Consider the following 23,081-nt stretch of genomic DNA (forward strand, 5'->3'; position numbering starts at 1 on the left):
GCTGACGGTTCAACGACGCTTTGTGAGGGGCGACTCGTTCGCCCTTCCCTATCCGTCATCCCCGCGCAGGCGGGGATCCAGACTCGCTGACGTTGCGACTCTGTCGCGGACGGTAGTGCGTCTGGATTCCCGCCTTCGCGGGAATGACGATCGCTATCTGGCGGAGGTGGCGGCATGACCGACCCCATCCGCAAATGCATTCTGACGCAGGACCGCGATGTCCGCGACAACCTCGTGCGACTCGCAATCGCGCCGGACGGGCAGGTGCTGCCCGACGTGCGTGCCAAGGCCCCCGGCCGCGGCGCGTGGATCGGCGTGACCCGCGCCGAACTGGACGAGGCGATCACCAAGAAGCGACTGCGCGGTGCGCTCGCTCGTGCGTTCAAGGGCGCCGAGCTCGTGATCCCCGACGACCTGCCCGCGCGCATCGCCGGGGCACTCGAACGCAACGCGCTCGACCGCCTCGGCCTCGAATCGCGCTCCGGCCTGCTGCTGACGGGGTCCGAAAAGATCGAGACGGCGGCACGCTCGGGGCAGCTGCACGCGCTCTATCATGCGGCCGACGCCGGCACCGACGGCAACCGCAAGCTCGACCAGGCGTGGCGGATCGGATCGGATCGTGAAGGATCGGACATCCGGGGCTTGGTATTGCCGGTCTCGCGCACCATATTGTCGTTGGCGCTGGGCCGCGAAAATGTGGTACACATCGCCCTGACCGACCGCGCTGCCGCCGCGCGGGTGAGCGACGCGCTCGACCGCTGGCTGCATTTTATCGGACCTGAACCCACTCCCGTGCCTTGCGAAACGGCCCCGCAAGGCGCATCGGCGCACCGGTTATCCGGCGCCGAACCCGGCGGGACGCGACCGGCCGTAGACGTGAACGAGGAATTTGAGTGAGCGACACCGACAACGATAAGCCGAAACTTGGCATGCGCGCGCCCCTGGGGCTGAAGCGCACGGTCGAGACCGGCCAGGTGAAGCAGAGCTTCAGCCATGGCCGGTCCAATACGGTGATCGTGGAAACGAAGAAGCGGCGCGTGCTGGGCCGCCCGGGTGAGGCGCAGGCTGCGCCCGAGCAGCCGGTGCAGGCGCCCGTCGCCGCGCCGACGCCGGCTCCGGCGGCCCCCGCCCCGCGCCCGGCGCCGTCGAACGAGACGCCGCAGGAGCGCCAGGCCCGCATGCTGCGCGAGGCCGAGGACCAGCGCATGCACGCGTTGGAAGACGCGCGTCGCCGCGAAGAGGCCGCGCGTGCGCAGGCGCTTGAGGACGAACGCCAGCGCGCCGCCGAAAAGGCCGCCGCTGCTGCGGCAGCCGCCGCCGCTCCCCCGGCAGCGCCCGAGCCCACGCCCGCGCCCGAGCCGGTTGCACCTGCCGCAGCCGCCCCGGCGGCGCCTGCCGCGCCGACCGTGACCGTGCCGACCCCGGCCGGCCGTGGCTTCCGCCCGGTCGAGCGACCCGTGCCGCCGACGCCGGTCGAGGAACCCGTTGCGGCGCCCGAACCGACGCCGGCCCCCACGCCCGCGCCGGCCCCCACTCCGGCTCCGGCTCCGGTGGTCGCGCAGCCTGCGCCGCGTCCGGCGGCACCCGCCCCGGCGCCTGCGCCGACGGTGGAACTCGGCCGCGATCCGTCGCTTCCCGCGCCGCGTCGCTTCTCGCCAGTCGCGCGTCCCGAAATTCCCAAGCCGCAGCCCAAGCCGGCGCCGGCGCCCGCGCCCGCAGCGGCTCCGGCCGCGAGTGCGTCGGGCAGCAGCGCCTCGGGTGGCGTCAACCGCAACCTGCCTTCGGGTCAGGCGACGCCGCGCAACGCGCCGCCGAGCCGTCCGACGCAGCGCGACCGCAAGGGCGACGAGCGTCGTGGCGGAAAGCTGACCGTCAACCGCGCGCTGGGCGACGATGGTGCGCGCAGCCGCAGTCTCGCCGCGCTGAAGCGTGCGCGTGAAAAGGAAAAGCGTCACTTCGGTGGCCCGCGTGAAGCGCAGCCCAAGCAGGTCCGCGACGTGCAGGTGCCCGAGGCGATCACCGTCCAGGAACTCGCCAACCGTATGGCGGAAAAGGGCGCCGACCTCGTCAAGACGCTGTTCAAGATGGGCATGCCCGTCACGATGACGCAGACGATCGACCAGGATACGGCCGAGCTGCTCGTGACCGAATTCGGCCACAACATCGTCCGCGTCTCCGACAGCGACATCGATCTGGCAATCGACACGGTCGAGGATGCCGAAGAGGCGATGAAGCCGCGTCCCCCGGTCGTCACGATCATGGGCCACGTCGATCACGGCAAGACCAGCCTGCTCGACGCGCTGCGCGGCACCGACGTGGTGCGCGGCGAAGCCGGCGGCATCACGCAGCATATCGGCGCCTATCAGGTCACGCTGAAGGACAAGTCGAAGATCACCTTCCTCGACACGCCGGGCCACGAGGCGTTCACGCAGATGCGTGCGCGCGGTGCCGACGTCACGGATATCGTGGTGCTGGTGGTCGCGGCCGACGACGGGCTGATGCCGCAGACGATCGAGGCGATCAACCACACCAAGGCGGCCGGCGTGCCGATGATCGTGGCGATCAACAAGATCGACAAGTACGAGGCGAATGCCCAGCGCGTGCGCGAGCGCCTGCTGGAGCATGAGGTGGTGGTCGAGGAAATGGGCGGCGACGTCCAGGACGTCGAAGTCTCCGCGCTCAAGAAGACCGGCCTCGACGAGCTGATCGAGAAGATCCAGCTCCAGGCCGAGCTGCTCGAACTGCGCGCCAACCCCGACCGTCCAGCCGAGGGCACGGTGATCGAGGCGAAGCTCGACAAGGGCCGCGGCCCGGTTGCGACCATCCTGGTCAACCGCGGCACGCTGAAGGTCGGCGACGTCTTCGTCATCGGCGCGGAAAGCGGCAAGGTCCGTGCGCTGGTCGACGACAAGGGCCGTCAGGTGAAGCAGGCCGATCCGGCGATGCCGGTCGAGGTGCTCGGCATCTCGGGCGTGCCGTCGGCGGGCGATCCGCTGCAGGTCGTCGAGAACGAGGCGCGCGCCCGCGAGGTCGCCGAATATCGCCAGGGCGTGCTGACGCAGAAGCGCACCACGACCGCGCCGGCGAGCCTCGAGAGCATGTTCTCGGCGCTGAAGGCCAATGCGGCGAAGGAATATCCGCTCGTCGTCAAGGCCGATACGCAGGGCACCGTCGAGGCGATCGTCGCGTCGATCAACAAGATCTCGACCGATCTCATCAAGGCGCGCGTGCTGCATTCGGGTGTCGGCGGCATCACCGAAAGCGACGTGACGCTGGCGGGTGCCAGCGGCGCGCCGATCATCGGCTTCAATGTCCGTGCCAATGCCAAGGCGCGCGAGATCGCCGATCGGCAGAAGGTGGCGCTCAAGTATTACGACGTCATCTACGACCTGATCGACGAGATCCGGGCGGGCATGGCGGGCGAGCTCGGGCCGGAAGCGTTCGAAACCGTCGTCGGTCGTGCGGAAATCCGCGAGGTCTTCTCCGCGGGCAAGCACGGCAAGGCCGCGGGTCTGCTGGTCGTCGAAGGCGTCATCCGCAAGGCGCTCAAGGCCCGCATCACGCGCAACGACGTCATCATCTACCAGGGTGAGATCGCCAGCTTGCGCCGCTTCAAGGACGACGTCGCGGAGGTTCGCGCAGGGCTGGAATGCGGTGTGACGTTCACGCAGAATTTCACCGACATCAAGGCCGGCGACTTCCTCGAAACGTTCGAAGTCGAGATGCGCGAACGCACCCTCTAACCCTGACGTCCCTCTCCCTTTGGGAGAGGGAGGGAGCTGCCGCAGGCAGCGGAAGGGTGAGGGTGGCAATGGCGCCGTCCGTCACCCTCCCCCTCCCACCGCCTGACGGCGGCGGGCCCCTCCCTCTCCCGGCGGGAGAGGGGTTGGAGGCATGATGAACAAAGACTCCCAGGAAAAATCGGTCCGCACGCTGCGCGTCGGCGAACAGGTGCGCCACGTGCTGTCGGAGATCCTCCAGCGCGGCGACGTACACGACGAAACGCTGGCCAAACACATGGTCAGCATCACCGAAGTGCGCATGTCGCCTGACCTGCGCCATGCGACCGTCTTCGTGAAGCCGCTGCTTGGGCGTGACGAGGAGGCGGTGCTGAAGGCGCTGCGCACCAACACCGCCTACCTGCAACGCGAAGTCGCGCACCGCATCCAGAACAAGTACGCCGCGAAATTGAAATTCTTGGCCGACGAAAGCTTCGACGAAGGCAGCCACATCGACCAACTGCTCCGCCGGCCGGAAGTGGCACGCGATCTGGGTGACTCGGGCGAGGATTGACGGCTGGACGGCGGCAGGTCACGTTGGTGAATGACGGCGACCGTCATCACGTAGGCGGACGGCCGAATGCTACCGCCGAATCGCCCTGCATGCGCCATTGGTTCAATGCTCGAGGTGTCGGTGGGACGGAAGGGCAAAGCGTATTGGGTTCGCACGGCCGTAAGGCGCCATGGTCTATGGCTTTGTGCGCTCACCATCATAACGGCACTCAGCCAAGCGTCGTTCGTCCAAGCGCAGATCGGTGCGCTGACCACCAACTGCAAAGCCAGCGGGTTCAACCGCACCAAGACCGTCTATCAATTCGTTGCGACATGCCGCGGTCGGGCGCCGTCCCCGGATGGCAGCTTGGTTATTGTCCAGCGGGCATATCAAGATCGCCAGCCGCCGATCGAGCTTCAGGATTCGCGCGGCAAAATACTCGCGCGTCTGAGCTCTCTGTCCGATGATATGCCGTTCACGGTGCTCTGGTCGCCTGATGCCCACTGGCTTGCGGTGAACCATCATGTCGGTTCGTTCATGGATGAGCTTGAGCTCTTCGAAATCGTCGACCGCCGGGTCGTGCGGCGCCGTCAGCTTGTCACCGCAGCGAAACGGCAGGCAGTTAGTCGGTTCCGCTGCCTTACTCCGGACGCCGTCCTACCATCGGCGATGCGCTGGTCGAAGGACAGCCGGAATCTCATGATCGTTACGGTCAGTTCGTCCTACGCCTGTAGCGAGAACGCAAAGGCCGGCGACTGGTGGCCGCTGTGGATGATCGGCGACGTCGCTACGGGGCGGATCGACGCCAAGTCGGTGAGGGTCGATAAGGCAGAAGGCGCTTTACAGGAACCCCGCGATCCCCTGTACCGCCGCTTCTGATGGCCAAGCTCTATTTCTACTACGCCTCGATGAATGCGGGGAAGTCGACGACGCTGTTGCAGGCGGACTTCAACTATCGCGAGCGGGGGATGGAGACGATGCTGTTCACCGCGGCGGTGGACGATCGCTTTGCGCACGGCACCATCACCAGCCGCATCGGGCTGGAGGCGCCGGCGACGCCGTTCGAGGGTTTGACCGATCTCGCCGCCTGCGTCGCGGGTCGACTCGCGCGCGGCCCGCTCGCCTGCGTGCTGGTCGACGAGGCGCAATTCCTCTCCGCCGCGCAGGTCGCGCAACTGGCGCACATCTGCGACGTGCTCAACGTGCCGGTGCTCGCTTATGGTTTGCGGACCGATTTCCAGGGGCGGTTATTCGAGGGATCGGCGCGGCTGCTCGCGATCGCCGATGCGCTCATCGAGATCAAATCGGTGTGCGTATGCGGGCGCAAGGCGACGATGAACCTGCGCGTCGATGCCGAGGGTCGCGCCATCGCCGAGGGCGCGCAGACCGAGATCGGCGGTAACGATCGATATATCGCATTGTGCCGGCGGCATTTTTCGGAGGCGTTGGGCACGTAATCCCCTTTCGTCATCCCGGCGTACGCCGGGATCCATGGTTCCGGTGCCGCAAACGAGGGCGAGCTGCCATCGGCGTCACGCGTCCATGGATCCCGGCGTACGCCGGGATGACGAACAGGGGAGTGGCGCTCTCCCCTCCCCCGCGCCATATCGCGCGCCATGAACCCCGATAACATCGTCTACCGCACGGCCGTGTGGATCATCCCGCTCGTCATCGCGATCGTCTTTCATGAAGTCGCGCACGGCTGGATGGCGAAGTGGCTCGGCGATCCCACCGCCGCGGAGCGGAAACGGCTGAGCTTCAACCCGCTCCGCCACGTCGATCCGGTCGGCACGCTCATCCTGCCGCTCGGCCTCGCCATCGCAGGCGCGCCGGTGTTCGGCTGGGCGAAGCCGGTGCCGGTCGTCGCGCAGCGCCTGCGCAACCCCCGATGGGGCATGGTCGCGGTGGCGCTCGCCGGGCCGGGCATGAACCTGATCCTCGCCACGATCGCCGCGATTCTGATCGGCACCGCTGTCGCCCTACTGCATGGCGCACAGCCGACCGGCGTTGCGGCGTTCGTCTTCGCGAACCTCGTCAACTTCCTCTTGGTCAACGTCTTCCTCGCGATCTTCAACCTGCTGCCGATGCCGCCGTTCGATGGCGGGCATGTCGTCGAGGGCATCCTGCCCCGCCCGCTCGCGGCGCAATGGGCGAAGATCGGGCGGTTCGGCTTCCTGCTGCTGCTCTTTGTCCTCGTCGTCCTGCCGATGATCGCGCCCAAGGCCGATGTGGTCGGCCGGCTCGTCGGCCCGCCGGCCGATGCGGTGATCGGCCTGTTTCTGAAACTGGCGCAGGCGATCGGCTGATGCACGGCTGGATCATCGTCGACAAGCCGTTGGGGCTCGGCAGCACGCAGGTCGTCTCCGCTGTGAAGCGTGCGCTGCGCCAGGGCGGCTATGGCAAGTTCAAGGTCGGCCATGGCGGCACGCTCGATCCACTCGCGACGGGCGTGCTGCCGATCGCGGTCGGCGAAGCGACGAAGCTTGCCGGGCGGATGCTCGACAGCGACAAAGTGTACGACTTCACCATCCGCTTCGGCGAGCAGACCGATACGCTGGATGCGGAAGGCGTGGGTGTAGCGACGTCGGACGTGCGGCCGACGCTGGCCGACGTGGAGGCGGTGCTGCCGCGCTTCACCGGTGCGATTACCCAGGTGCCGCCGGCGTATAGCGCGCTGAAGGTCGACGGCGAGCGGGCCTATGATCTGGCGCGCGCGGGCGAGGAGGTGGTGCTGGCGAGCCGAGACGTGACGGTGCATGCTCTCCAATCCTCCCCCGCCAGGGGGAGGTGGCAGCGCGAAGCGCTGACGGAGGGGGAGGATACGACGACCGTCGCATCTGCGGACACGCCCCCTCCACCACTCGCCTGCGGCGAGCGGTCCCCCTCCCCCGCTGACGCGAGGGAGGCATTGCAGGACATCACCCTCACCGCCCACGTCTCCAAGGGCACCTATATCCGCTCCCTCGCCCGCGACATCGCGCTCGCGCTCGGCACGGTCGGCCACGTCACCATGCTCCGCCGTACCAAGGCCGGCCCCTTCACCCTCGCACCCGCGATAACGCTGGACAATCTCGCGGAAGCCGGTATGGGGCGCACCCTTGAACAGATACTCCTGCCGTTGAGGGCGGGGCTGGACGACATCCCGGCTCTACCCCTCACCCCCGATCAGGCAGGGGCGCTCCGCCAGGGGCGTGTTCTGACCGGGATCGCCACGGACGATGGCCCATACTTCGCATGCGACGGCGACACGCCGGTCGCGCTGGTATCGGTGGAGGACCAACAGGTCCGCGTCGTCCGCGGTTTCAATCTGTGATGTCGAGGATGAACACATGACCATTACCGCCGAGCGCAAGAACGAACTCGTCAAGGCTCACGCCCGCCAGGAAGGCGACACGGGTTCGCCGGAAGTCCAGGTCGCGATCCTGTCGGAGCGCATCAAGAACCTGACCGAGCACTTCAAGGGTCACAAGAAGGACAACCACTCGCGCCGCGGGCTGCTGATGATGGTCAACAAGCGGCGCTCGCTGCTCGACTATCTGCGCAAGACCGATGGCCAGCGGTATCTGGACCTGATCGCGAAGCTGGGTCTTCGCAAGTAACCTCCAGCGGGTGAAACGAGAGGGCGGCCTTCGGGTCGCCCTTTTCGTATATCCGTGCTATGGGCGCGCCACACGTTTCACGAATACCGGCACGAGCCGGGTAAGCGGAAGACGGGCAATTCGGCCCCGATCCATCGGAGCGACAAGACGCTCCACACCGCGCGAGCCGGCTTAGCTCGCAGATAGGCCCCCCGACGCATTTGGCGTGGGGAGTGAAGGAAAATACATGTTCAATGCCAAGAAGGTATCGATCGAGTGGGGCGGCCAGACGCTCACCCTCGAAACGGGCAAGGTCGCCCGCCAGGCCGACGGCGCGGTGATCGCGACGCTCGGCGAGACGGTGGTGCTCTGCGCCGTGACCGCCGCCAAGTCGGTGAAGGAAGGGCAGGATTTCTTCCCGCTCACCGTCCACTACCAGGAAAAGTTCTCGGCTTCGGGCCGCATCCCCGGCGGCTTCTTCAAGCGCGAGCGTGGCGCGACCGAGCGTGAAACGCTCGTCAGCCGCCTGATCGACCGTCCGATCCGCCCGCTGTTCCCCGAAGGCTTCTACAACGAGATCAACTGCATCGCGCAGGTTCTGTCGTATGACGGCGAGAACGAGCCCGATCTGCTGGCGATGATCGCCGCCTCGGCCGCGATGACGCTGTCGGGCGTGCCCTTCATGGGTCCGATCGGCGCGGCGCGCGTCGGCTACAAGGACGGCGAATACGTCCTCAACCCGTCGGATGCCGACGTGCTGACCGGCGAGCTCGACCTGATGGTCGCCGCGACGCATGACGCGGTCATGATGGTCGAATCCGAAGCCAAGGAGCTGTCGGAAGACGTCATGCTCGGCGCGGTGATGTTCGCACACAAGGCGTCGCAGCAGGTGATCGACGCGATCATCGACCTCGCCGAACAGGCCGCCAAGGAGCCCTGGGAACTCAAGGTCCAGGCCGACAGCGCAGGCGTGAAGGCCAAGCTGAAGAAGCTGATCGGCAAGGACCTGGAGGCGGCCTACAAGCTGACCGACAAGCAGGCCCGCCAGACCGCGATCAACGACGCGCGCGCCAAGGCCCGCGACGGCATGGCCGACCTGAAGGACAGCGATCCGCAGGCGTACCTCGCCAGCCTGAAGCTGGTGAAGAAGCTGGAAGCCGACATCGTCCGCACCGCGATCCTGAAGACCGGTCGCCGCATCGACGGCCGTACCACGACGCAGATCCGTCCGATCGAATCGGAAGTTCACTTCCTGCCGCGTGCGCATGGTTCGGCGCTGTTCACGCGTGGCGAGACGCAGACGATCGCGACCACCACGCTCGGCACCCGCGACGCGGAGCAGATGATCGACGGCCTCAACGGCCTGTCGTATCAGAACTTCATGCTCCACTATAACTTCCCGCCCTATTCGGTCGGTGAAGTCGGCCGCTTCGGTGCGCCGGGTCGTCGCGAAGTCGGTCACGGCAAGCTCGCCTGGCGCGCGCTGCACCCGGTGCTGCCGTCGAAGGAGGAATTCCCCTACACGATCCGCGTCACGTCGGACATCACCGAGTCGAACGGCTCGTCGTCGATGGCCACGGTCTGCGGCGGTTCGCTGTCGATGATGGATGCGGGCGTGCCGCTGAAGCGCCCCGTGTCGGGCATCGCGATGGGCCTGATCCTGGAAGGCAAGGACTTCGCCGTCCTGTCGGACATCCTGGGCGACGAGGATCACCTCGGCGACATGGACTTCAAGGTCGCCGGCACCAGCGAGGGCATCACCGCGCTGCAGATGGACATCAAGATCTCGGGCATCACCGAAGAGATCATGAAGGTCGCCCTGAAGCAGGCCCACGAAGGCCGCGCGCACATCCTGAATGAGATGGCGAAGGCGCTGGGCGAGACCCGCTCGGAGCTGTCGGCGCACGCGCCGCGCATCGAGACCTTCACGATCGACAAGTCGAAGATCCGCGAAGTGATCGGCACGGGCGGCAAGGTGATCCGCGAGATCGTCGCCACCACCGGCGCCAAGGTCGACATCGACGACGAGGGCGTCATCAAGGTGTCGTCGTCGGATTCGTCGCAGATCGAAGCCGCGATCAAGTGGATCAATGGCCTGGTCGAAGAGGCTGAGGTCGGCAAGATCTACGACGGCAAGGTCGTCAACCTGGTCGATTTCGGCGCGTTCGTGAACTTCATGGGCGGCAAGGACGGTCTCGTCCACGTCTCGGAGATCAAGAACGAGCGCGTCGAGAAGGTCTCGGACGTCCTGTCGGAAGGCCAGCAGGTCAAGGTGAAAGTCCTCGAGATCGATCCGCGCGGCAAGGTTCGCCTGTCGATGCGCGTCGTCGATCAGGAAACCGGCGCCGAGCTGGAAGACACGCGTCCGGCGCGCGAACCGCGTGAAGGAGGCGACCGTGGCAGCCGTGGCCCGCGCGGCGACCGTGGCGATCGCGGCGACCGTGGCGATCGCGGCGACCGTGGTCCCCGTCGTGACGGCGGCGATCGTGGCGGCGACCGCGGCGATCGCGGCCCGCGCCGTGACCGTGGCCCCCGCGGCGAAGGCGGTGACCGTGGCCCGCGTAACGGCGGCGGCAACGATGACGGCCCCGCGCCGGAATTCGCGCCGGCCTTCCTGACCGGTGATCGCGACTGATCATCGGCCAACGGCTGATGGAATGGGGGTTCGGCAGCGATGCCGGGCCCCCTTTTCGTTTGGAGACCGATCGGCTTTTTGCCGTTCGAGAGCCGCGCCGCCGGCCCGGGGCGGATTGATGCAGATGAAGGCGAAACGCGCCCTATCATGCTAAAAGGTCATGGCTTGTGACGCGTTGCCCGTTGGCGACAAGCATCACCTCAATGAGGGAGGCCTTCATGCCGACTCATGCCGAAACCCAATTCTATATCCATCGCGAGCGCCAGGAACGCGCGCTCGCCGATCGCACGCCAAACAGCGACGGCCGCCGCGTCCACCTCGACATGGCCCGACGCTACGCCAAGCTGATCGCCGAGGGAGAGGCGCAGGAGGCCGTCGACCGACGTCCGTCCTGACGCCCCTGCCCCAGCATTTGCCGATATCGGCAGCATCGTTCCGCTAACCTTTGCGATCGCCAGCAGCGAAGAGCAGCGGGCCTTCGCTGCCCTCGACATGCGGTCGCCCCCAAAACTGCGCGTCGGTCCGCCGCGACCGTCAACCGCCCCGTTCGGGGAACCCCAAGGCTTCGCATGGATTATGCCGACCCGGATCCAAATCGTCACCACGGCGTGGCCCCGTTCCGAAAATGAAACCAAGATGAAATCCCGCTCGCCGGCGGCGTCATCGAATCGCAACACGCCCGCCACAGCCCGGCGGTAGGCGCGCCCCAGGAAGGCACATTGCCTCGAAGGGGAATATTTCGTCATGATGAAGATGTCCGGCAGCCGCGCGCTGCTGATGATCGGCGTCGCCGCATCCGCCCTCGCCGCCGCACCAGCGTTCGCCGCCGATGCTGCCAAGGCGACCGCCACTGCCGCGCCGGCCGCCGATCCCACGCCCGCCACGGACCCGACCCCCGCGGCCGAGCCGGACCAGCTGCAGGACATCGTCGTCACCGCCACCAAGCGCGAAACCAACCTGCAGAAGACGCCGATCGCGATCAGCGTGCTCGATCCCGAAGCGATCAAGGACCGTCACGTCCAGAGCCTGCTCGACCTGGGTGACGGCGCGGTGCCCAGCTTGCGCGTCGCGACCTTCGAAGCGCGCCAATCGGCACTGACGATCGGCATCCGCGGCATCGTGCCGTTCGACCAGAACCAGACCGCGCGCGATTCGGGCGTCGGCGTCTATATCGACGGCGTCTACCTCGGCCGCTCGCAGGGCCTGAACGCCGCGCTGTTCGACGTGCAGCGCATCGAAGTGCTGCGTGGCCCGCAGGGCACGCTGTTCGGTCGCAACACCGAAGGCGGCGCGCTCAGCATCGTCACTAAGGCGCCCACCGGGGAATTCGGTGGCCGCGTCACCGCAGGCTTCGGCAATTATGGCGCGCGCAATGGCGAAGCGCATATCGACCTGCCCGAATATCAGAACATCTCGATCAAACTGGACGGCGTGTACCAGCATCAGGATGCGACGACGCGCAACCCGCTCGCCGGCCAGCTCGGCTGGAACGCCTATGACCGCGTCGGCGGCCGGATCGCCGCGCGCTGGAAACCGACCGACAGCTTCACCGCCGACGTCGCCTTCGACAAGGCGCGTGATGAGAACACGCCGTTCTTCAGCCAGCTGATCAACTATAACCCGCTGGGCCGCACCGTCGGCGTGCTGGACCGCACCACCAACCGCATCGTCCTGCCGGGCAGCGCGGCCGGCGCGCCCACCTGCCTGTCGAGCACGATCTCGGCCACCACCTGCATCGCGCCGCTGCCCGCGCTGGTCGGCGTCCACCCGAACCGCCAGAGCGTCGCCGACGTCGGCGTGCCGCAGCAGTACAGCGTTGACAAGACGCAGGGCGTCAGCGCGACGCTGTCGTACAAGGTCGATCCGGCGATCACGCTGAAGTCGATCACCGCATGGCGCCGCGTGGCGACCAACCAGTGGGACAATTCGGGCGGTCCGGAGCGCGTCGCCTACGCCCCCAACGGCAAGTTCAGCCGCTACAGCCTGTCGGATCTGTACCAGAGCCAGTTCAGCCAGGAATTCCAGGCGATCGGCAGCGTCGACCAGCTCGACTGGGTCGCCGGCCTCTATTATTTTAACGAACAGGCCCGCGAATCCGCCGCGACGCCCTCGTCGAACCAGTGGAACGCCGACGGCACCGCCTACACCATCCTGCCCTCGCAGGTGTTCGGCACGATCAGCTCGTCCAACCAGGGCTGGGACTATAACTCCCGCTTCCTGCAGCGCGCCAGCGTCGCCCGCACCCGCAGCTATGCCGCGTACGGCCAGGCGACCTGGACCCCCGCCGCGGCGGAGATGCTGCACCTGACGGTCGGTGGCCGCTATTCGAAGGACAAGCGTAACGGCACGCTGTACCTCGTGTCGGGCGTGCCCACCAATTACGTGCTGAACTACGATCGCGGGCGGTTCGACCCGATGGTGACGCTGGCCGCCGACGCGGCGCCCGGCATCAACCTGTACGCCAAATATTCGAGCGGCTTCCGCGCCGGCGGTGCCAACGACCGCTCGTCGAACTTCGGCGCGTTCGGGCCGGAATCGGTGAAGGCGTATGAAATCGGCGCGAAGACCGACTTCCTGAACCACAAGGTGCGCGTGAACGTCGCGGGCTATATCATGGACCGCAAGAACACGCAGATCGACTTCGACAACGTCGATACCAACCAGTTCCTGCCGGGCACCACGATCGCCAACCCGAACTTCAACCTGCACACCGAAAATACGGCGAATGCGCCGGGCACGTCGAAGATCCGCGGTATCGAACTGGACGTCAGCGCGCGGCCGATCGACAGCCTGACGCTGACCGCCTCCTACGCCTACACCTACACCAAGGTGCCCGCGACGGCGAACCCGAACCCGGGCCCGACCTTCGGCGTGCTGACGCAGGTCTACACCGTCTACACGCCGCCGCACGCGGCATCGGCGGCGATCGATTACGATCTGCCGGTCGGCACGGGCAGCACGCATGCGCGCTTCCACCTCGACGCCAATTATGCGGCGCCGCAGTACAGCTTCCAGTCGGAAAGCGTGAAGACCGACTCGAGCTTCATCGTGAACGGCCGCATCGCGCTGGCGGACATCCCGCTGAGCGCACAGGGCCAGAAGGCGACGCTGTCGCTCTGGTCGCGCAACCTGCTCAACGAACAGCATATCTATCGCCGTTCGGACGCGAACATCGCGGTGCTGGGGTCGTATGCGAACTTCAACCCGCCGCGCACCATCGGTTTGGAAGGATCGGTGAACTTCTAAGCGGCCGACAGGTCAGACTGCCTAGGGGCGGTGCCGGCGACGGCGCCGCCCCTTTCGTTTGGACTCAGACAGACGTCATGCCACCGAAGGTTGGGATCTCCGTGCAATGAGGCGCAGCAGGAGCTGCGAGAGGCCCCGCCTCCGCTGGGGCGACGATACTGTCGGGATCGATCACCCAGTCAGCGGCACGCTCAACACCACGCGCAGCCCCGGTGCCGCATCCTCCAGCGACAGCTCGCCATGATGCAGCCGCGCGATCGCCGCGGCGAGTGGCAGGCCCAGGCCGAACCCGCCGGTCGACCGGCTCGCATCCAGCCGGCCGAAGCGCCGCAACGCGGTGGCGCGATCCGCCGCGGCGATGCCAGGCCCGTTATCGGCCACCCGGACGATCGCCTGCCCCCGCATCGCCACGGCCGACAGCGTGATGCGCGTCCCCGCTGGCGTATGGCGCACGGCATTGACGATCAGATTGACCAGCACCTGCGTCAGCAACTGGCGATCGGCGTGGACGGGCAGCGCGGCGACGGGATCGCAGACGAGGACATGCGCATCGTCCTCGACCACCGGCGCCATCATTTCCCCGACCTCCGCGACGAGTTCGCCCAGGTCGAAGCGCGCGAAGCCCGCCCGCCGCGCGCCGCCCTCCACTTCGGCGATGCGCAGGATCGCGGCGAACATGCCGAGGATCGTGTCGCTCTGCGCGATCGCCGCGGACAGGCCGTCGCGCATCGCTGGCGTCTCGGCGCGGCGTTCGAGCTGGACGAGCTGGCCGCGAAGCCGCGCGAGCGGGCTGCGCAGGTCATGCGCGATGTCGCTCGACACTTCGGCGATCCCGCGCATCAGCTCGGCGATCCGGTCGAGCATGGCGTTGAACGCGTGCGCCTGTGCATCGAACGCGCCGCCATCGCCCTCGGTCGGCACGCGGCGCTGCATGTCGCCATCGACGATCGCCGCCGCGGTCGCGCGCATCGCACCGATCCGCCGCTCGACGAGCCGCGAAAACATCACGAGCCCCAGCCCGACGACCAACAGGATCGATCCGAAACCGGCAAGGTAGCTACGCAGCCGCGCCGTGCCCGAATCGTCGAACGGCTCGGTTTCGGCAATCATCGTCAGCCGCCGCCCATCGCCGACGTCACCGGTATAGGCGCGCCCAGCGGTCAGCCCCTTGATCCCGTCGTCGCTGTGCAGAGAGCTGAAGCCGCGCGGCGGCACCTGGCGCAACCGGATGTTGCCGCCGATCTGCCGCCCCTGCGCATCGACCAGCATCGCGCCGATGTCGCCGGTGTCGCGGTCGCTCGCCAGCATGCGCAGCCGCTCGACCAGAACCGGCGTCGGCATCGGCCGCTCGCCTTCGTGCGCGATCGCGTCGACCGCCGTGGCGATCCGCTGGTCGACCAGCTGGACGATCGCCCGACGCTGCGCAGTGTAAATGGCGACGCCCGTGCCCAGCGTCGCCGCGATCATCGCCGCGACGAAAATCCAGGTCAGCGCCCGCAGCGATCGCGGCGCACGCAGCCGCCGGCTCCGCGGCATGCGTCAGCTGCGCAACAGATAGCCGACGCCGCGCATCGTCTGGATCGGATCGTCGCCGCCATGCGCGGTCAGCTTCTGGCGCAGGCGGCGGATGTAGACGTCGACCAGATTGGTGTCGGGCTCGAAATCGTACCCCCACACCCGCTCGATCAGCATCGCGCGCGTCAGCACCGTATCGGCGTTGCGCACCAGTTCGGCGAGCAGCTTCAGCTCCAGCTTGGCGAGGTCGAGCGGCTTTTCGTCGCGCCATGCCCGGAACCGCGACGGGCTGACCACGATATCGCCTGCGCGCAGCGTGTCGCTCGCCTCGCGCGTCCACTGCCGGCCGCGCACCACCGCCTGCAGACGCGCGTGCAGTTCGGCCGCCTCGACCGGCTTGACGACATAATCGTCGGCGCCGGCGGCCAGGCCACTGATCTTGTCATCGGACTGGCCGCGCGCGCTCAGCATGATGACGGGCACCGATCGCGCGTCGCCGCGCAGCCGCTCGAGCAGCGCGATTCCGTCCACCCGCGGCATCATCCGGTCGAGCACCACCGCATCGAACGCATCCTGATCGATCGCCGCGAGCGCCGCCCGCCCGTCGCTCGCAGTCGACAGCGCGTGGCCGAAGCCGGTCAGTTCATCCGCCAGCGAATCGGCCAGGACGGGGTCGTCATCAACCAGAAGGATCTTCATGGGGCTCAAGTCCGCTCGACGCTGTTACGTCCAAAGGGCTGCCGTGTCGGCGGATAAAGATCAAATGACAAAGGTGTAAGGTGCGCGCAGGCGGCATTCGCGATGCCCCCGCATCGCCCACCTCCGCTACCCTGCAACCGGAACCGATCCGGCCCCACGGCAGTACTGCCCCCACCTCTTGTCCATTGCCCCCCGATCCTGTCAGGATAGCCCATGCCCAGCGCCCCCCGCCCCGCGTGAACCGTCTCGCCCCCGATCCCGATGATGCGCGCTTCATCCGGCGCATCTTTTACGTCCTCCTCATCGCAGCGGTCGCCGCGGCGCTGCTGCGCGCGGGCAATCTGCTGATCCTTGCTTTCGGGTCGATGCTGGGCGCGATCGCCATCCATGCGCTCGCCGACCTTTACCGCGATCACCTGCGTGTGTCGGACCGGACCGCCTTCTGCCTCGGCATGGCGACCGCCTATGGCGTCGTCGCCTTCCTCGTCTGGCTGTTCGGGGTGCAGTTCCGCGAGCAGGTCAACGTGCTCGTCACGCAATTGCCCAACCTGCTCGACCAGCTCGCCGCCTGGGCATCGCAAAGCCCGGTCGGCGCCAAGATCGTCGATGCCGTGCAACAGGCCTATGCCGGGTCGAAAGCGGCGCAGGACGTCGGCGGGCTGGTGCAGGGCGCGGGCGAACTCATCCTCAACAGCATTCTGCTGCTCGTCGGCGCGGCCTTCTTTGCCGCCGATCCCGGCATCTACCAGCGCGGCTTCCTGTTCCTGATCCCGCCCTCGAAGCGCCCGGCGATCGAGGATGCGTTGTTCGACGTCGGCTCGACGCTGCGGCTGTGGCTGCGCTCGTCGCTGATCCTGATGACGACGATGGGGCTACTGATCGGCATCGGCCTGTGGATTTCGGGCGTACCCTCCGCCGCCGCGCTCGGCCTGCTCGCCGGCCTGTCGGAATTCATCCCCTATGTCGGCCCCACGGCGGCGATGATTCCGGCGCTGGGCCTCGCCGCGACGCAGGGCAATGGCGCGCTGATCGGCGCGCTCGCCACCTATGCGATCGTCCGGCTGATCCAGACCAACTTCATCACCCCCTACGTCCAGGCGCGCGTCGTCTCGATCCCGCCGGCGATCACCGTCTTCGCGATCATCGGCATCGGCGTGATCTTCGGTATCTTCGGGCTGTTCTTCTCGGCGGCGCTGCTGGTCGTGATCTTCACGTTGGTGCGCAGCCTGTATCTGCGCGAGGTGCTGGGCGAGGATATCCCGCGCAGCCGCCACCAGACGCTGCTCGGCCCCGATCTGACACCGCACGATCCGGATGCCGATCCCGAGGCGGACGAGCGCAAATCGTAAAGATTGACGCCCGCACTTAATCCCGAATTAACCTTTTACCTTCAGATGTCGTTTGGTTAATGAATCGGGGCGAGCCGCGAGCCAGGGGTGCTGGCGGCCTCGCCAACAGGGGACGACGCGATGCGGGTGTTGTTGATCGAGGACGAGCCGACCACGGCCAAGGCGATCGAGCTGATGCTCGGCACCGAGGGATTCAACGTCTATACGACCGACCTTGGCGAGGAGGGCTTGGACCTCGGCAAGCTGTACGACTACGACATCATCCTGCTCGACCTCAACCTGCCGGACATGCACGGCTATGACGTGCTGAAGAAGCTGCGCGTCGCCCGCGTGACCACGCCGGTGCTGATCCTCAGCGGCATCAACGAGATGGACAGCAAGGTGCGCAGCTTCGGCTTCGGCGCCGACGATTACGTCACCAAGCCCTTCCATCGCGAAGAATTGATCGCCCGCATCCATGCGGTCGTCCGTCGTTCGAAGGGCCATTCGCAATCGGTCATCCGCACCGGCAAGCTCGCCGTCAACCTCGACGCCAAGACGGTCGAGGTCGATGGCGCGCGCGTGCATCTGACCGGCAAGGAATATGCGATGCTCGAGCTGCTCAGCCTGCGCAAGGGCACCACGCTGACCAAGGAAATGTTCCTGAACCACCTGTACGGCGGCATGGACGAACCCGAACTCAAGATCATCGACGTCTTCATCTGCAAGCTACGCAAGAAACTCAGCCTGGCCTGCGACGGCGAGAATTACATCGAGACCGTCTGGGGCCGCGGCTATGTGCTGCGCGAACCCGAAGAGGTCGTCGCGGTCGCCTGACCGCCCATTTTTACCCCTCCCCAGTATCTGGGAGTGAAGGGCCGCAGCATCGGGGGGTGCTGCGGCCCTTTTGGCGTGCGGCTTACTTCCGCTGCCACACCTTCTGGCCGCCGATCCACGTCTGTTCGACCTTGGTCGCGCGCAAGTCTGCGGGGGAGGCGAGCAGGGGGTCGCGGTCGACGATGACGAAATCCGCCTTCTGGCCGGGGGCGAGGCGGCCGAAGCGATCCTCGGCAAAGCCCGCATAGGCCGCGCCGCCGGTATAGGCCCACCACGCCTGTTCGCGCGTGATCGCCTCCTGCGGCTGCCAGCCGCCGAACGGCTGGCCGTCGGGGCCCTGGCGCGTGAACGCCGCCGCCCAGCCGGCCCAAGGATCGGGCTTTTCCACCGGATAGTCCGATCCGAACGCCAGTTTCGCGCCATTGCGCAGCATCGACGCCCAGGCATAGGCACCGGCGAGGCGTTGCGGGCCCAGCCGCGCCTCGGCCATCAGCCGGTCGCTCGTTTCATGGACCGGCTGCATCGAGGCGATTGTGCCATATTTGCCGAAGCGCGGCAGGTCGACGGGGTCGACGATCTGCGCATGCTCGACACGCCAGCGCCGGTCGCCCTTATAGGTCTGCGCCATCTCGTCGATCGCATCCAGCACCTCGGCATTGGCGCGGTCGCCGATCGCATGCACCGCGACCTGATAGCCGTCCATCGCCGCGCGGCTCATCCGGTTGCGCAGCACGGTGTCGTTCATGAAGCCCGCGCCCGTCTGGCCCGGCGCATCGGCATAGGGCGCCTTCAGCCACGCGCCACGCGATCCCAGCGCCCCGTCGGCGTAGAGCTTGACGCCGACCAGCTTCAGCCGATCGTCGTACAGCCACGGCGTCGGCCCGGTACCGCCGATCTGCACCGTCGTATCGACCCCCATGCCATAGCTCATGATGCGCACGCGCAGGCCGCCGAGGTCCGCGATCCGGCGATAGGTCAGCCAGTCGTCGATGCTTGTGCCCATGTCGGCGGTCGCGGTGACGCCATAGCCGAGCAGAATTTCCTGCGCCTTCAGGAAGGCGGCGTTGCGGTCCTTGCCCAGCGGCTGGGGCAGAATCTTCACCACCAGATCCTGTGCCGCATCGACGAACACGCCCGCGGGCTGCCCCCCCGCGCCCTTCTCGATCCGGCCGCCCGCGGGCGACACACTCTTCGCGGTGACCCCGGCTGCTTTCAGCGCGGCGCTGTTGCCCCAGCCGGCATGGCCGTCGGCGCGCGCCAGCCACACCGGACGATCGCCGACCGCAGCATCGAGATCGGCGGTCGTCGGGAAGCGGCCCAGCCCCCACGTCTCCTGGTTCCAGCCGCCGCCGATGATCCACGCCTTGTCGGGATTGGCGCGCGCATAAGCGGCGATCTTCATCTGCGCCTCGGCGAGGCTCTTCGTATCAGACAGGTCGAGTTCGAGCGCGCGAAAGCCCAGTTCCATCACATGGCCATGCGCGTCGATCATGCCGGGCAGCAGATATTTGCCCTTCATGTCGGCCCGCCAGTCGAGCTTCTCCGGCCGTTTGTCCTTTGCCGACAGCAACCTGACGACGGCGCCCTGCGCATTGACCAGCATCGCCTGGAACCGGACGACCTTACCGTCCTTGTCCAGCGTCATGCCGTTGACGTTATCGACCAGCCCGTCGGCGCCGGCCGCGTGCGAAGTCGCCAGAACCGCGGCCAGCGCCGCCACTATTGTCAAAGCCGATCGTGCCATAGCCTCAGCGCATAAGCGGTGTTCCCCCGCCGCACCAGATGGTCTAGCTCGGCGCCATGGCCACCAACCCTGCCGACACCGCCTCGCTCCCCGTCTCCATCGACGATGTGTACGCCGCCCACGCCCGCATTCGCGATGCGATCGTCCGCACGCCGACGCTGATCAGCAAGACGCTGAGCGAGATGACCGGCGCCACCGTGTTCCTGAAGTTCGAAAATCTGCAGTTTACCGCGGCGTATAAGGAACGCGGCGCCCTCAACACGTTGCTGCAATTATCGCCGGAAGCGCGCGCCAAGGGCGTCATCGCCGCCTCGGCTGGCAATCACGCACAGGGCCTCGCCTATCACGCCAACCGGCTCGGCATCCCCGCGACGATTGTGATGCCGCGCACCACGCCGACGGTGAAGGTGACGCAGACCGAAGGCCACAAGGCCAAGGTGGTGCTGGAAGGCGACACGTTCGACGCCGCTTACGCCCATGCCCGCGTGCTGGAGGCGGAGTGCGGCTTCACCTTCGTCCACCCGTTCGACGATCCGCGCGTCATCGCCGGCCAAGGCACTGTCGCGGTCGAGATGCTGGAGGACGTGCCGAGCCTCGACACGCTGCTGATCCCGATCGGCGGCGGCGGCCTCATCTCGGGCAACAGCGTCGTCGCGCGCGCTGCGGACCATCCGATCGAGGTGATCGGCGTGCAGGCCGAACTCTTCCCCTCGATGTACAACCGCATCCGCGGCACCGCTTTGCCCTGCGCCGGCGATACGCTCGCCGAGGGTATCGCGGTGAAGGAACCCGGCGGCATCACCTCGCGCATGGTCGCCGAGCTGGTCGACGACATCGTGCTGGTCGGCGAGCGCAATCTGGAAGAGGCGGTCAGCCTTCTGCTCCAGATCGAAAAGACCGTGGTCGAGGGCGCCGGGGCCGCCGGCCTTGCCGCGCTGATGGCCTATCCGGAGCGGTTCAAGGGCCGCACCGTCGGCATCGTGCTGTGCGGCGGCAATATCGACACTCGCCTGCTCGCCAACGTGCTGCTACGCGACCTCGCCCGGTCGGGCCGCCTCGCCCGCCTGCGCGTGCGGCTGCAGGACCAGCCCGGCGCGCTCTACAACGTCGCGCGCATCTTCGACGCGCAGCGCGTCAACATCATCGAAGTCTACCATCAGCGCATCTTCACCTCCTTGCCGGCGAAGGGCCTGATCACCGACATCGAATGCGAAGCCCGCGACCGCGACCACCTCAACCGCCTCATCACCGCGCTACGCGAAGGCGGCTTCGAAACGAGCATGGTGGAACAGGCGTAGGGGCTAGCGGATACTCCACGCATTTATGCAGCGTCCGTTCCATCCTGCGGGCGAAAGCCGCATGATGCACAGGCCCCCGTGGGCGGAAATACCTTTGCTGTAAGACACTTCCACCAAAGCGATGCGGCGATCGGTCGACAGGATGGGAGCGCTGAACGCAACCGCATAGCCGCTCTTCTCCCCCACGGTGTCGTCCTTGTCCCATGCGCACTGCGGGACGAAACCGGGGGATACGGCCGCCGCCTCGTTGGACTGCAGGTCCGCAAACTCATCGGCGGTCAAGCCGGTATAGCTTCGAAACTCCGGCCTATACGTCGCCAGAGGCGACGGGTCCGTCTTTGCAGGTCCGACCGTCGACAGATCGGTGCCGTGCCCCTCGCCTGTCGATATTCGATAGGCCTTTTGCAGCAACGTACACGTCTCGGGGGGCGTAACCGCTTGCGCAGGTGTCGGCGTCGACAGCGCCAGTGCGATAACCCAAAATGCCGGCATGATTCCCCCCGATGATCAAACGGATCATAAACACCCCGCATCTCGGTACAAAGATGCGTGGCGCCGGACGTCTTCGGGGAACGCGACACAAAAAAGGGGCCGCGCCGTGGCGCGACCCCCGCTTTGCAGCTGAGCGAACGCTCAGTTGCTGTCGGAATTGCCGTCGTCGACGATCGCGACGACACCGATCGCCACCACGCTGGCGGCGATGATCGCGGCGAGCAGGCCGCCACCGGCGAGCTTGTTCTTTTGCGCCGACGGGGCGCTGGCGCGGACCGACTTGGCCACCGACAGCGAGGCGGCGGGGTTCACGGGAGCCGCGAACGCCGGCGTGGCGATCGAGGCGGTGGTCAGCGCGAGCGCGGCGAGCGAGCCTGCAATCTTGGTCATCAGTCAACTCCGAAGTTACACCTAGGGACAGGGCCAACGTCCCGTCCGGCCTGAAGTTCCCGCACCGCAGCAATCAGGGTGCGGCGCAATATGGGCGCTGTCCGTCCCGGATCGGACCAACAGGCCGTGCTGGAAAGACTCTCTGCCGCCGATTAACCTTCTTTGATGGTAAAGCCGCTTTTCAGGACCGACGGGGTGATTCATATGTCGCCGCGGCGTATCGTGCGCCTGTCTGCTTCGGGGGTTTGTCGGCGGTGACTGCGCCTTTTCGCTTTCCGCGCTTCTTCGTCACCACGCCCGCGCCCTGCCCCTATCTGCCGGGCCGGCAGGAGCGGAAGGTGTTCACCGAATTGTCCGGCCCGCATGCCGCCGAGCTGAACGACGCGCTCGGCCGTATCGGCTTTCGCCGGTCGCAGGGCGTCGCCTATCGCCCCTCGTGCGCGGGCTGTGCCGCCTGCGTGTCGGTGCGCGTCGTCACCGACGAATTCGTGCCCAATGCGACGCAGCGCAAGCTGCTCCGCCGCAACGAGGATCTGGAGGTCAGCGCCTGCCGCCCCTGGGCGACCGACGAACAGTTCCAGTTGCTGCGCCGCTATCTCGGCGCACGTCATCCGGGCGGCGGCATGGCGGGGATGGACGAGGAGGATTATGCCGACATGGTCGAGCATTCCCCGGTCAATTCGCACGTTATCGAATATCGCACGCCCTCGGTCGGGGGCGTGCGCGGCCAGCTGGTCGGCGCCTGCCTGACCGACCGGCAGGCGGATGGGCTGTCGATGATCTACAGCTTCTTCGATGCGGATGGCGACGATCCCGCGACCGCGCGGCCGGGCCTCGGCAATTACATCATCATGGACCATATCCTGCGCGCGCGGGACAGCGGCCTGCCCTATGTCTACCTCGGCTATTGGGTGAAGGGGTCGGCGCGCATGGCATACAAGACGCGCTATCGCCCGATCGAGATGCTGGGCCCCAACGGCTGGCGCGCACTGACCGACGAGGAACTGGCCCCGCCGCCGCTGCCCGACGCGATGGCGGTCGCCTGAC

General features: G+C 66.9%; 20 protein-coding genes. 15 read left to right on the forward strand and 5 right to left on the reverse strand.

What is annotated here, in order from left to right:
- The first annotated feature begins 174 nt into the window (after nucleotides 1-174).
- From ACP690_RS03040 to ACP690_RS03090, 11 genes are all read left to right on the forward strand, one after another.
- Nucleotides 175-897, forward strand: a complete 723-nt coding sequence (locus tag ACP690_RS03040; RefSeq protein ID WP_426260095.1) for a DUF448 domain-containing protein — start codon at nucleotides 175-177, stop codon at nucleotides 895-897.
- On the forward strand, nucleotides 894-3,743 hold the full coding sequence (infB, locus tag ACP690_RS03045; RefSeq protein WP_426260096.1) for a translation initiation factor IF-2: 2,850 nt from the start codon (nucleotides 894-896) through the stop codon (nucleotides 3,741-3,743). The genes ACP690_RS03040 and infB overlap by 4 nt, the downstream gene beginning before the upstream one ends.
- Nucleotides 3,744-3,894: 151 nt before the next feature.
- The gene (gene rbfA / locus ACP690_RS03050; RefSeq protein ID WP_426260097.1) at nucleotides 3,895-4,293 is read left to right on the forward strand and encodes a 30S ribosome-binding factor RbfA; all 399 of its coding nucleotides are present in this window, start codon (nucleotides 3,895-3,897) and stop codon (nucleotides 4,291-4,293) included.
- Between the two features lie 66 nt (nucleotides 4,294-4,359).
- Nucleotides 4,360-5,151 (forward strand): hypothetical protein, encoded by a 792-nt coding sequence (locus ACP690_RS03055; protein WP_426260098.1) that lies wholly within the window; start codon nucleotides 4,360-4,362, stop codon nucleotides 5,149-5,151.
- Nucleotides 5,151-5,729 (forward strand): thymidine kinase, encoded by a 579-nt coding sequence (locus ACP690_RS03060; protein ID WP_426260099.1) that lies wholly within the window; start codon nucleotides 5,151-5,153, stop codon nucleotides 5,727-5,729. Before ACP690_RS03055 ends, ACP690_RS03060 begins: the two co-directional genes overlap by 1 nt.
- Nucleotides 5,730-5,888: 159 nt before the next feature.
- Entirely contained in the window at nucleotides 5,889-6,578 is a 690-nt protein-coding gene (locus ACP690_RS03065) for a site-2 protease family protein (protein WP_017977693.1), read from the forward strand.
- Nucleotides 6,578-7,585, forward strand: a complete 1,008-nt coding sequence (gene truB / locus ACP690_RS03070) for a tRNA pseudouridine(55) synthase TruB (RefSeq protein WP_426260100.1) — start codon at nucleotides 6,578-6,580, stop codon at nucleotides 7,583-7,585. Before ACP690_RS03065 ends, truB begins: the two co-directional genes overlap by 1 nt.
- A 16-nt stretch (nucleotides 7,586-7,601) precedes the next feature.
- On the forward strand, nucleotides 7,602-7,871 hold the full coding sequence (gene rpsO / locus ACP690_RS03075; RefSeq protein WP_017977691.1) for a 30S ribosomal protein S15: 270 nt from the start codon (nucleotides 7,602-7,604) through the stop codon (nucleotides 7,869-7,871).
- A 226-nt stretch (nucleotides 7,872-8,097) separates the two neighbouring features.
- Nucleotides 8,098-10,485, forward strand: a complete 2,388-nt coding sequence (gene pnp / locus ACP690_RS03080) for a polyribonucleotide nucleotidyltransferase (protein WP_426260101.1) — start codon at nucleotides 8,098-8,100, stop codon at nucleotides 10,483-10,485.
- Between the two features lie 218 nt (nucleotides 10,486-10,703).
- Nucleotides 10,704-10,880 (forward strand): hypothetical protein, encoded by a 177-nt coding sequence (locus tag ACP690_RS03085; protein WP_294214908.1) that lies wholly within the window; start codon nucleotides 10,704-10,706, stop codon nucleotides 10,878-10,880.
- Between the two features lie 349 nt (nucleotides 10,881-11,229).
- Nucleotides 11,230-13,731, forward strand: a complete 2,502-nt coding sequence (locus ACP690_RS03090; RefSeq protein WP_426260102.1) for a TonB-dependent receptor — start codon at nucleotides 11,230-11,232, stop codon at nucleotides 13,729-13,731.
- Nucleotides 13,732-13,902: 171 nt separating this feature from the next.
- On the opposite strand, the gene ACP690_RS03095 is transcribed toward ACP690_RS03090, so the two are convergent.
- Nucleotides 13,903-15,267 (reverse strand): sensor histidine kinase, encoded by a 1,365-nt coding sequence (locus ACP690_RS03095; RefSeq protein ID WP_426260103.1) that lies wholly within the window; start codon nucleotides 15,265-15,267, stop codon nucleotides 13,903-13,905.
- A 3-nt stretch (nucleotides 15,268-15,270) separates the two neighbouring features.
- The gene (locus ACP690_RS03100; RefSeq protein WP_017977685.1) at nucleotides 15,271-15,945 is read right to left on the reverse strand and encodes a response regulator transcription factor; all 675 of its coding nucleotides are present in this window, start codon (nucleotides 15,943-15,945) and stop codon (nucleotides 15,271-15,273) included.
- Between the two features lie 236 nt (nucleotides 15,946-16,181).
- Between ACP690_RS03100 and ACP690_RS03105 the strand changes: the two genes are divergently transcribed.
- Both ACP690_RS03105 and ctrA read left to right on the forward strand, forming a co-directional pair.
- On the forward strand, nucleotides 16,182-17,294 hold the full coding sequence (locus ACP690_RS03105) for an AI-2E family transporter (RefSeq protein ID WP_426260104.1): 1,113 nt from the start codon (nucleotides 16,182-16,184) through the stop codon (nucleotides 17,292-17,294).
- A 120-nt stretch (nucleotides 17,295-17,414) separates the two neighbouring features.
- The gene (gene ctrA, locus ACP690_RS03110; RefSeq protein WP_020486368.1) at nucleotides 17,415-18,110 is read left to right on the forward strand and encodes a response regulator transcription factor CtrA; all 696 of its coding nucleotides are present in this window, start codon (nucleotides 17,415-17,417) and stop codon (nucleotides 18,108-18,110) included.
- Nucleotides 18,111-18,192: 82 nt separating this feature from the next.
- Here the strand turns inward: ctrA and ACP690_RS03115 are convergent, their stop codons facing one another.
- Complete coding sequence (locus ACP690_RS03115) at nucleotides 18,193-19,854, reverse strand: amidohydrolase (protein WP_426260105.1); 1,662 nt, start codon at nucleotides 19,852-19,854, stop codon at nucleotides 18,193-18,195.
- Nucleotides 19,855-19,910: 56 nt separating this feature from the next.
- Between ACP690_RS03115 and ACP690_RS03120 the strand changes: the two genes are divergently transcribed.
- Entirely contained in the window at nucleotides 19,911-21,152 is a 1,242-nt protein-coding gene (locus ACP690_RS03120) for a threonine ammonia-lyase (protein ID WP_426260106.1), read from the forward strand.
- Between the two features lie 3 nt (nucleotides 21,153-21,155).
- Here the strand turns inward: ACP690_RS03120 and ACP690_RS03125 are convergent, their stop codons facing one another.
- Together ACP690_RS03125 and ACP690_RS03130 are read right to left on the reverse strand one after the other, a co-directional pair.
- Entirely contained in the window at nucleotides 21,156-21,644 is a 489-nt protein-coding gene (locus ACP690_RS03125; RefSeq protein WP_426260107.1) for a hypothetical protein, read from the reverse strand.
- 141 nt (nucleotides 21,645-21,785) lie between these two features.
- On the reverse strand, nucleotides 21,786-22,034 hold the full coding sequence (locus tag ACP690_RS03130) for a hypothetical protein (protein WP_017977679.1): 249 nt from the start codon (nucleotides 22,032-22,034) through the stop codon (nucleotides 21,786-21,788).
- A gap of 254 nt (nucleotides 22,035-22,288) precedes the next feature.
- Between ACP690_RS03130 and ACP690_RS03135 the strand changes: the two genes are divergently transcribed.
- Nucleotides 22,289-23,080, forward strand: a complete 792-nt coding sequence (locus ACP690_RS03135) for an arginyltransferase (RefSeq protein ID WP_024310446.1) — start codon at nucleotides 22,289-22,291, stop codon at nucleotides 23,078-23,080.
- Nucleotide 23,081: the final 1 nt, after the last annotated feature.

Source organism: Sphingomonas sp. DC4900, from assembly GCF_049896485.1.
Taxonomy (GTDB): Bacteria; Pseudomonadota; Alphaproteobacteria; order Sphingomonadales; family Sphingomonadaceae; genus Sphingomonas; species Sphingomonas aquatilis.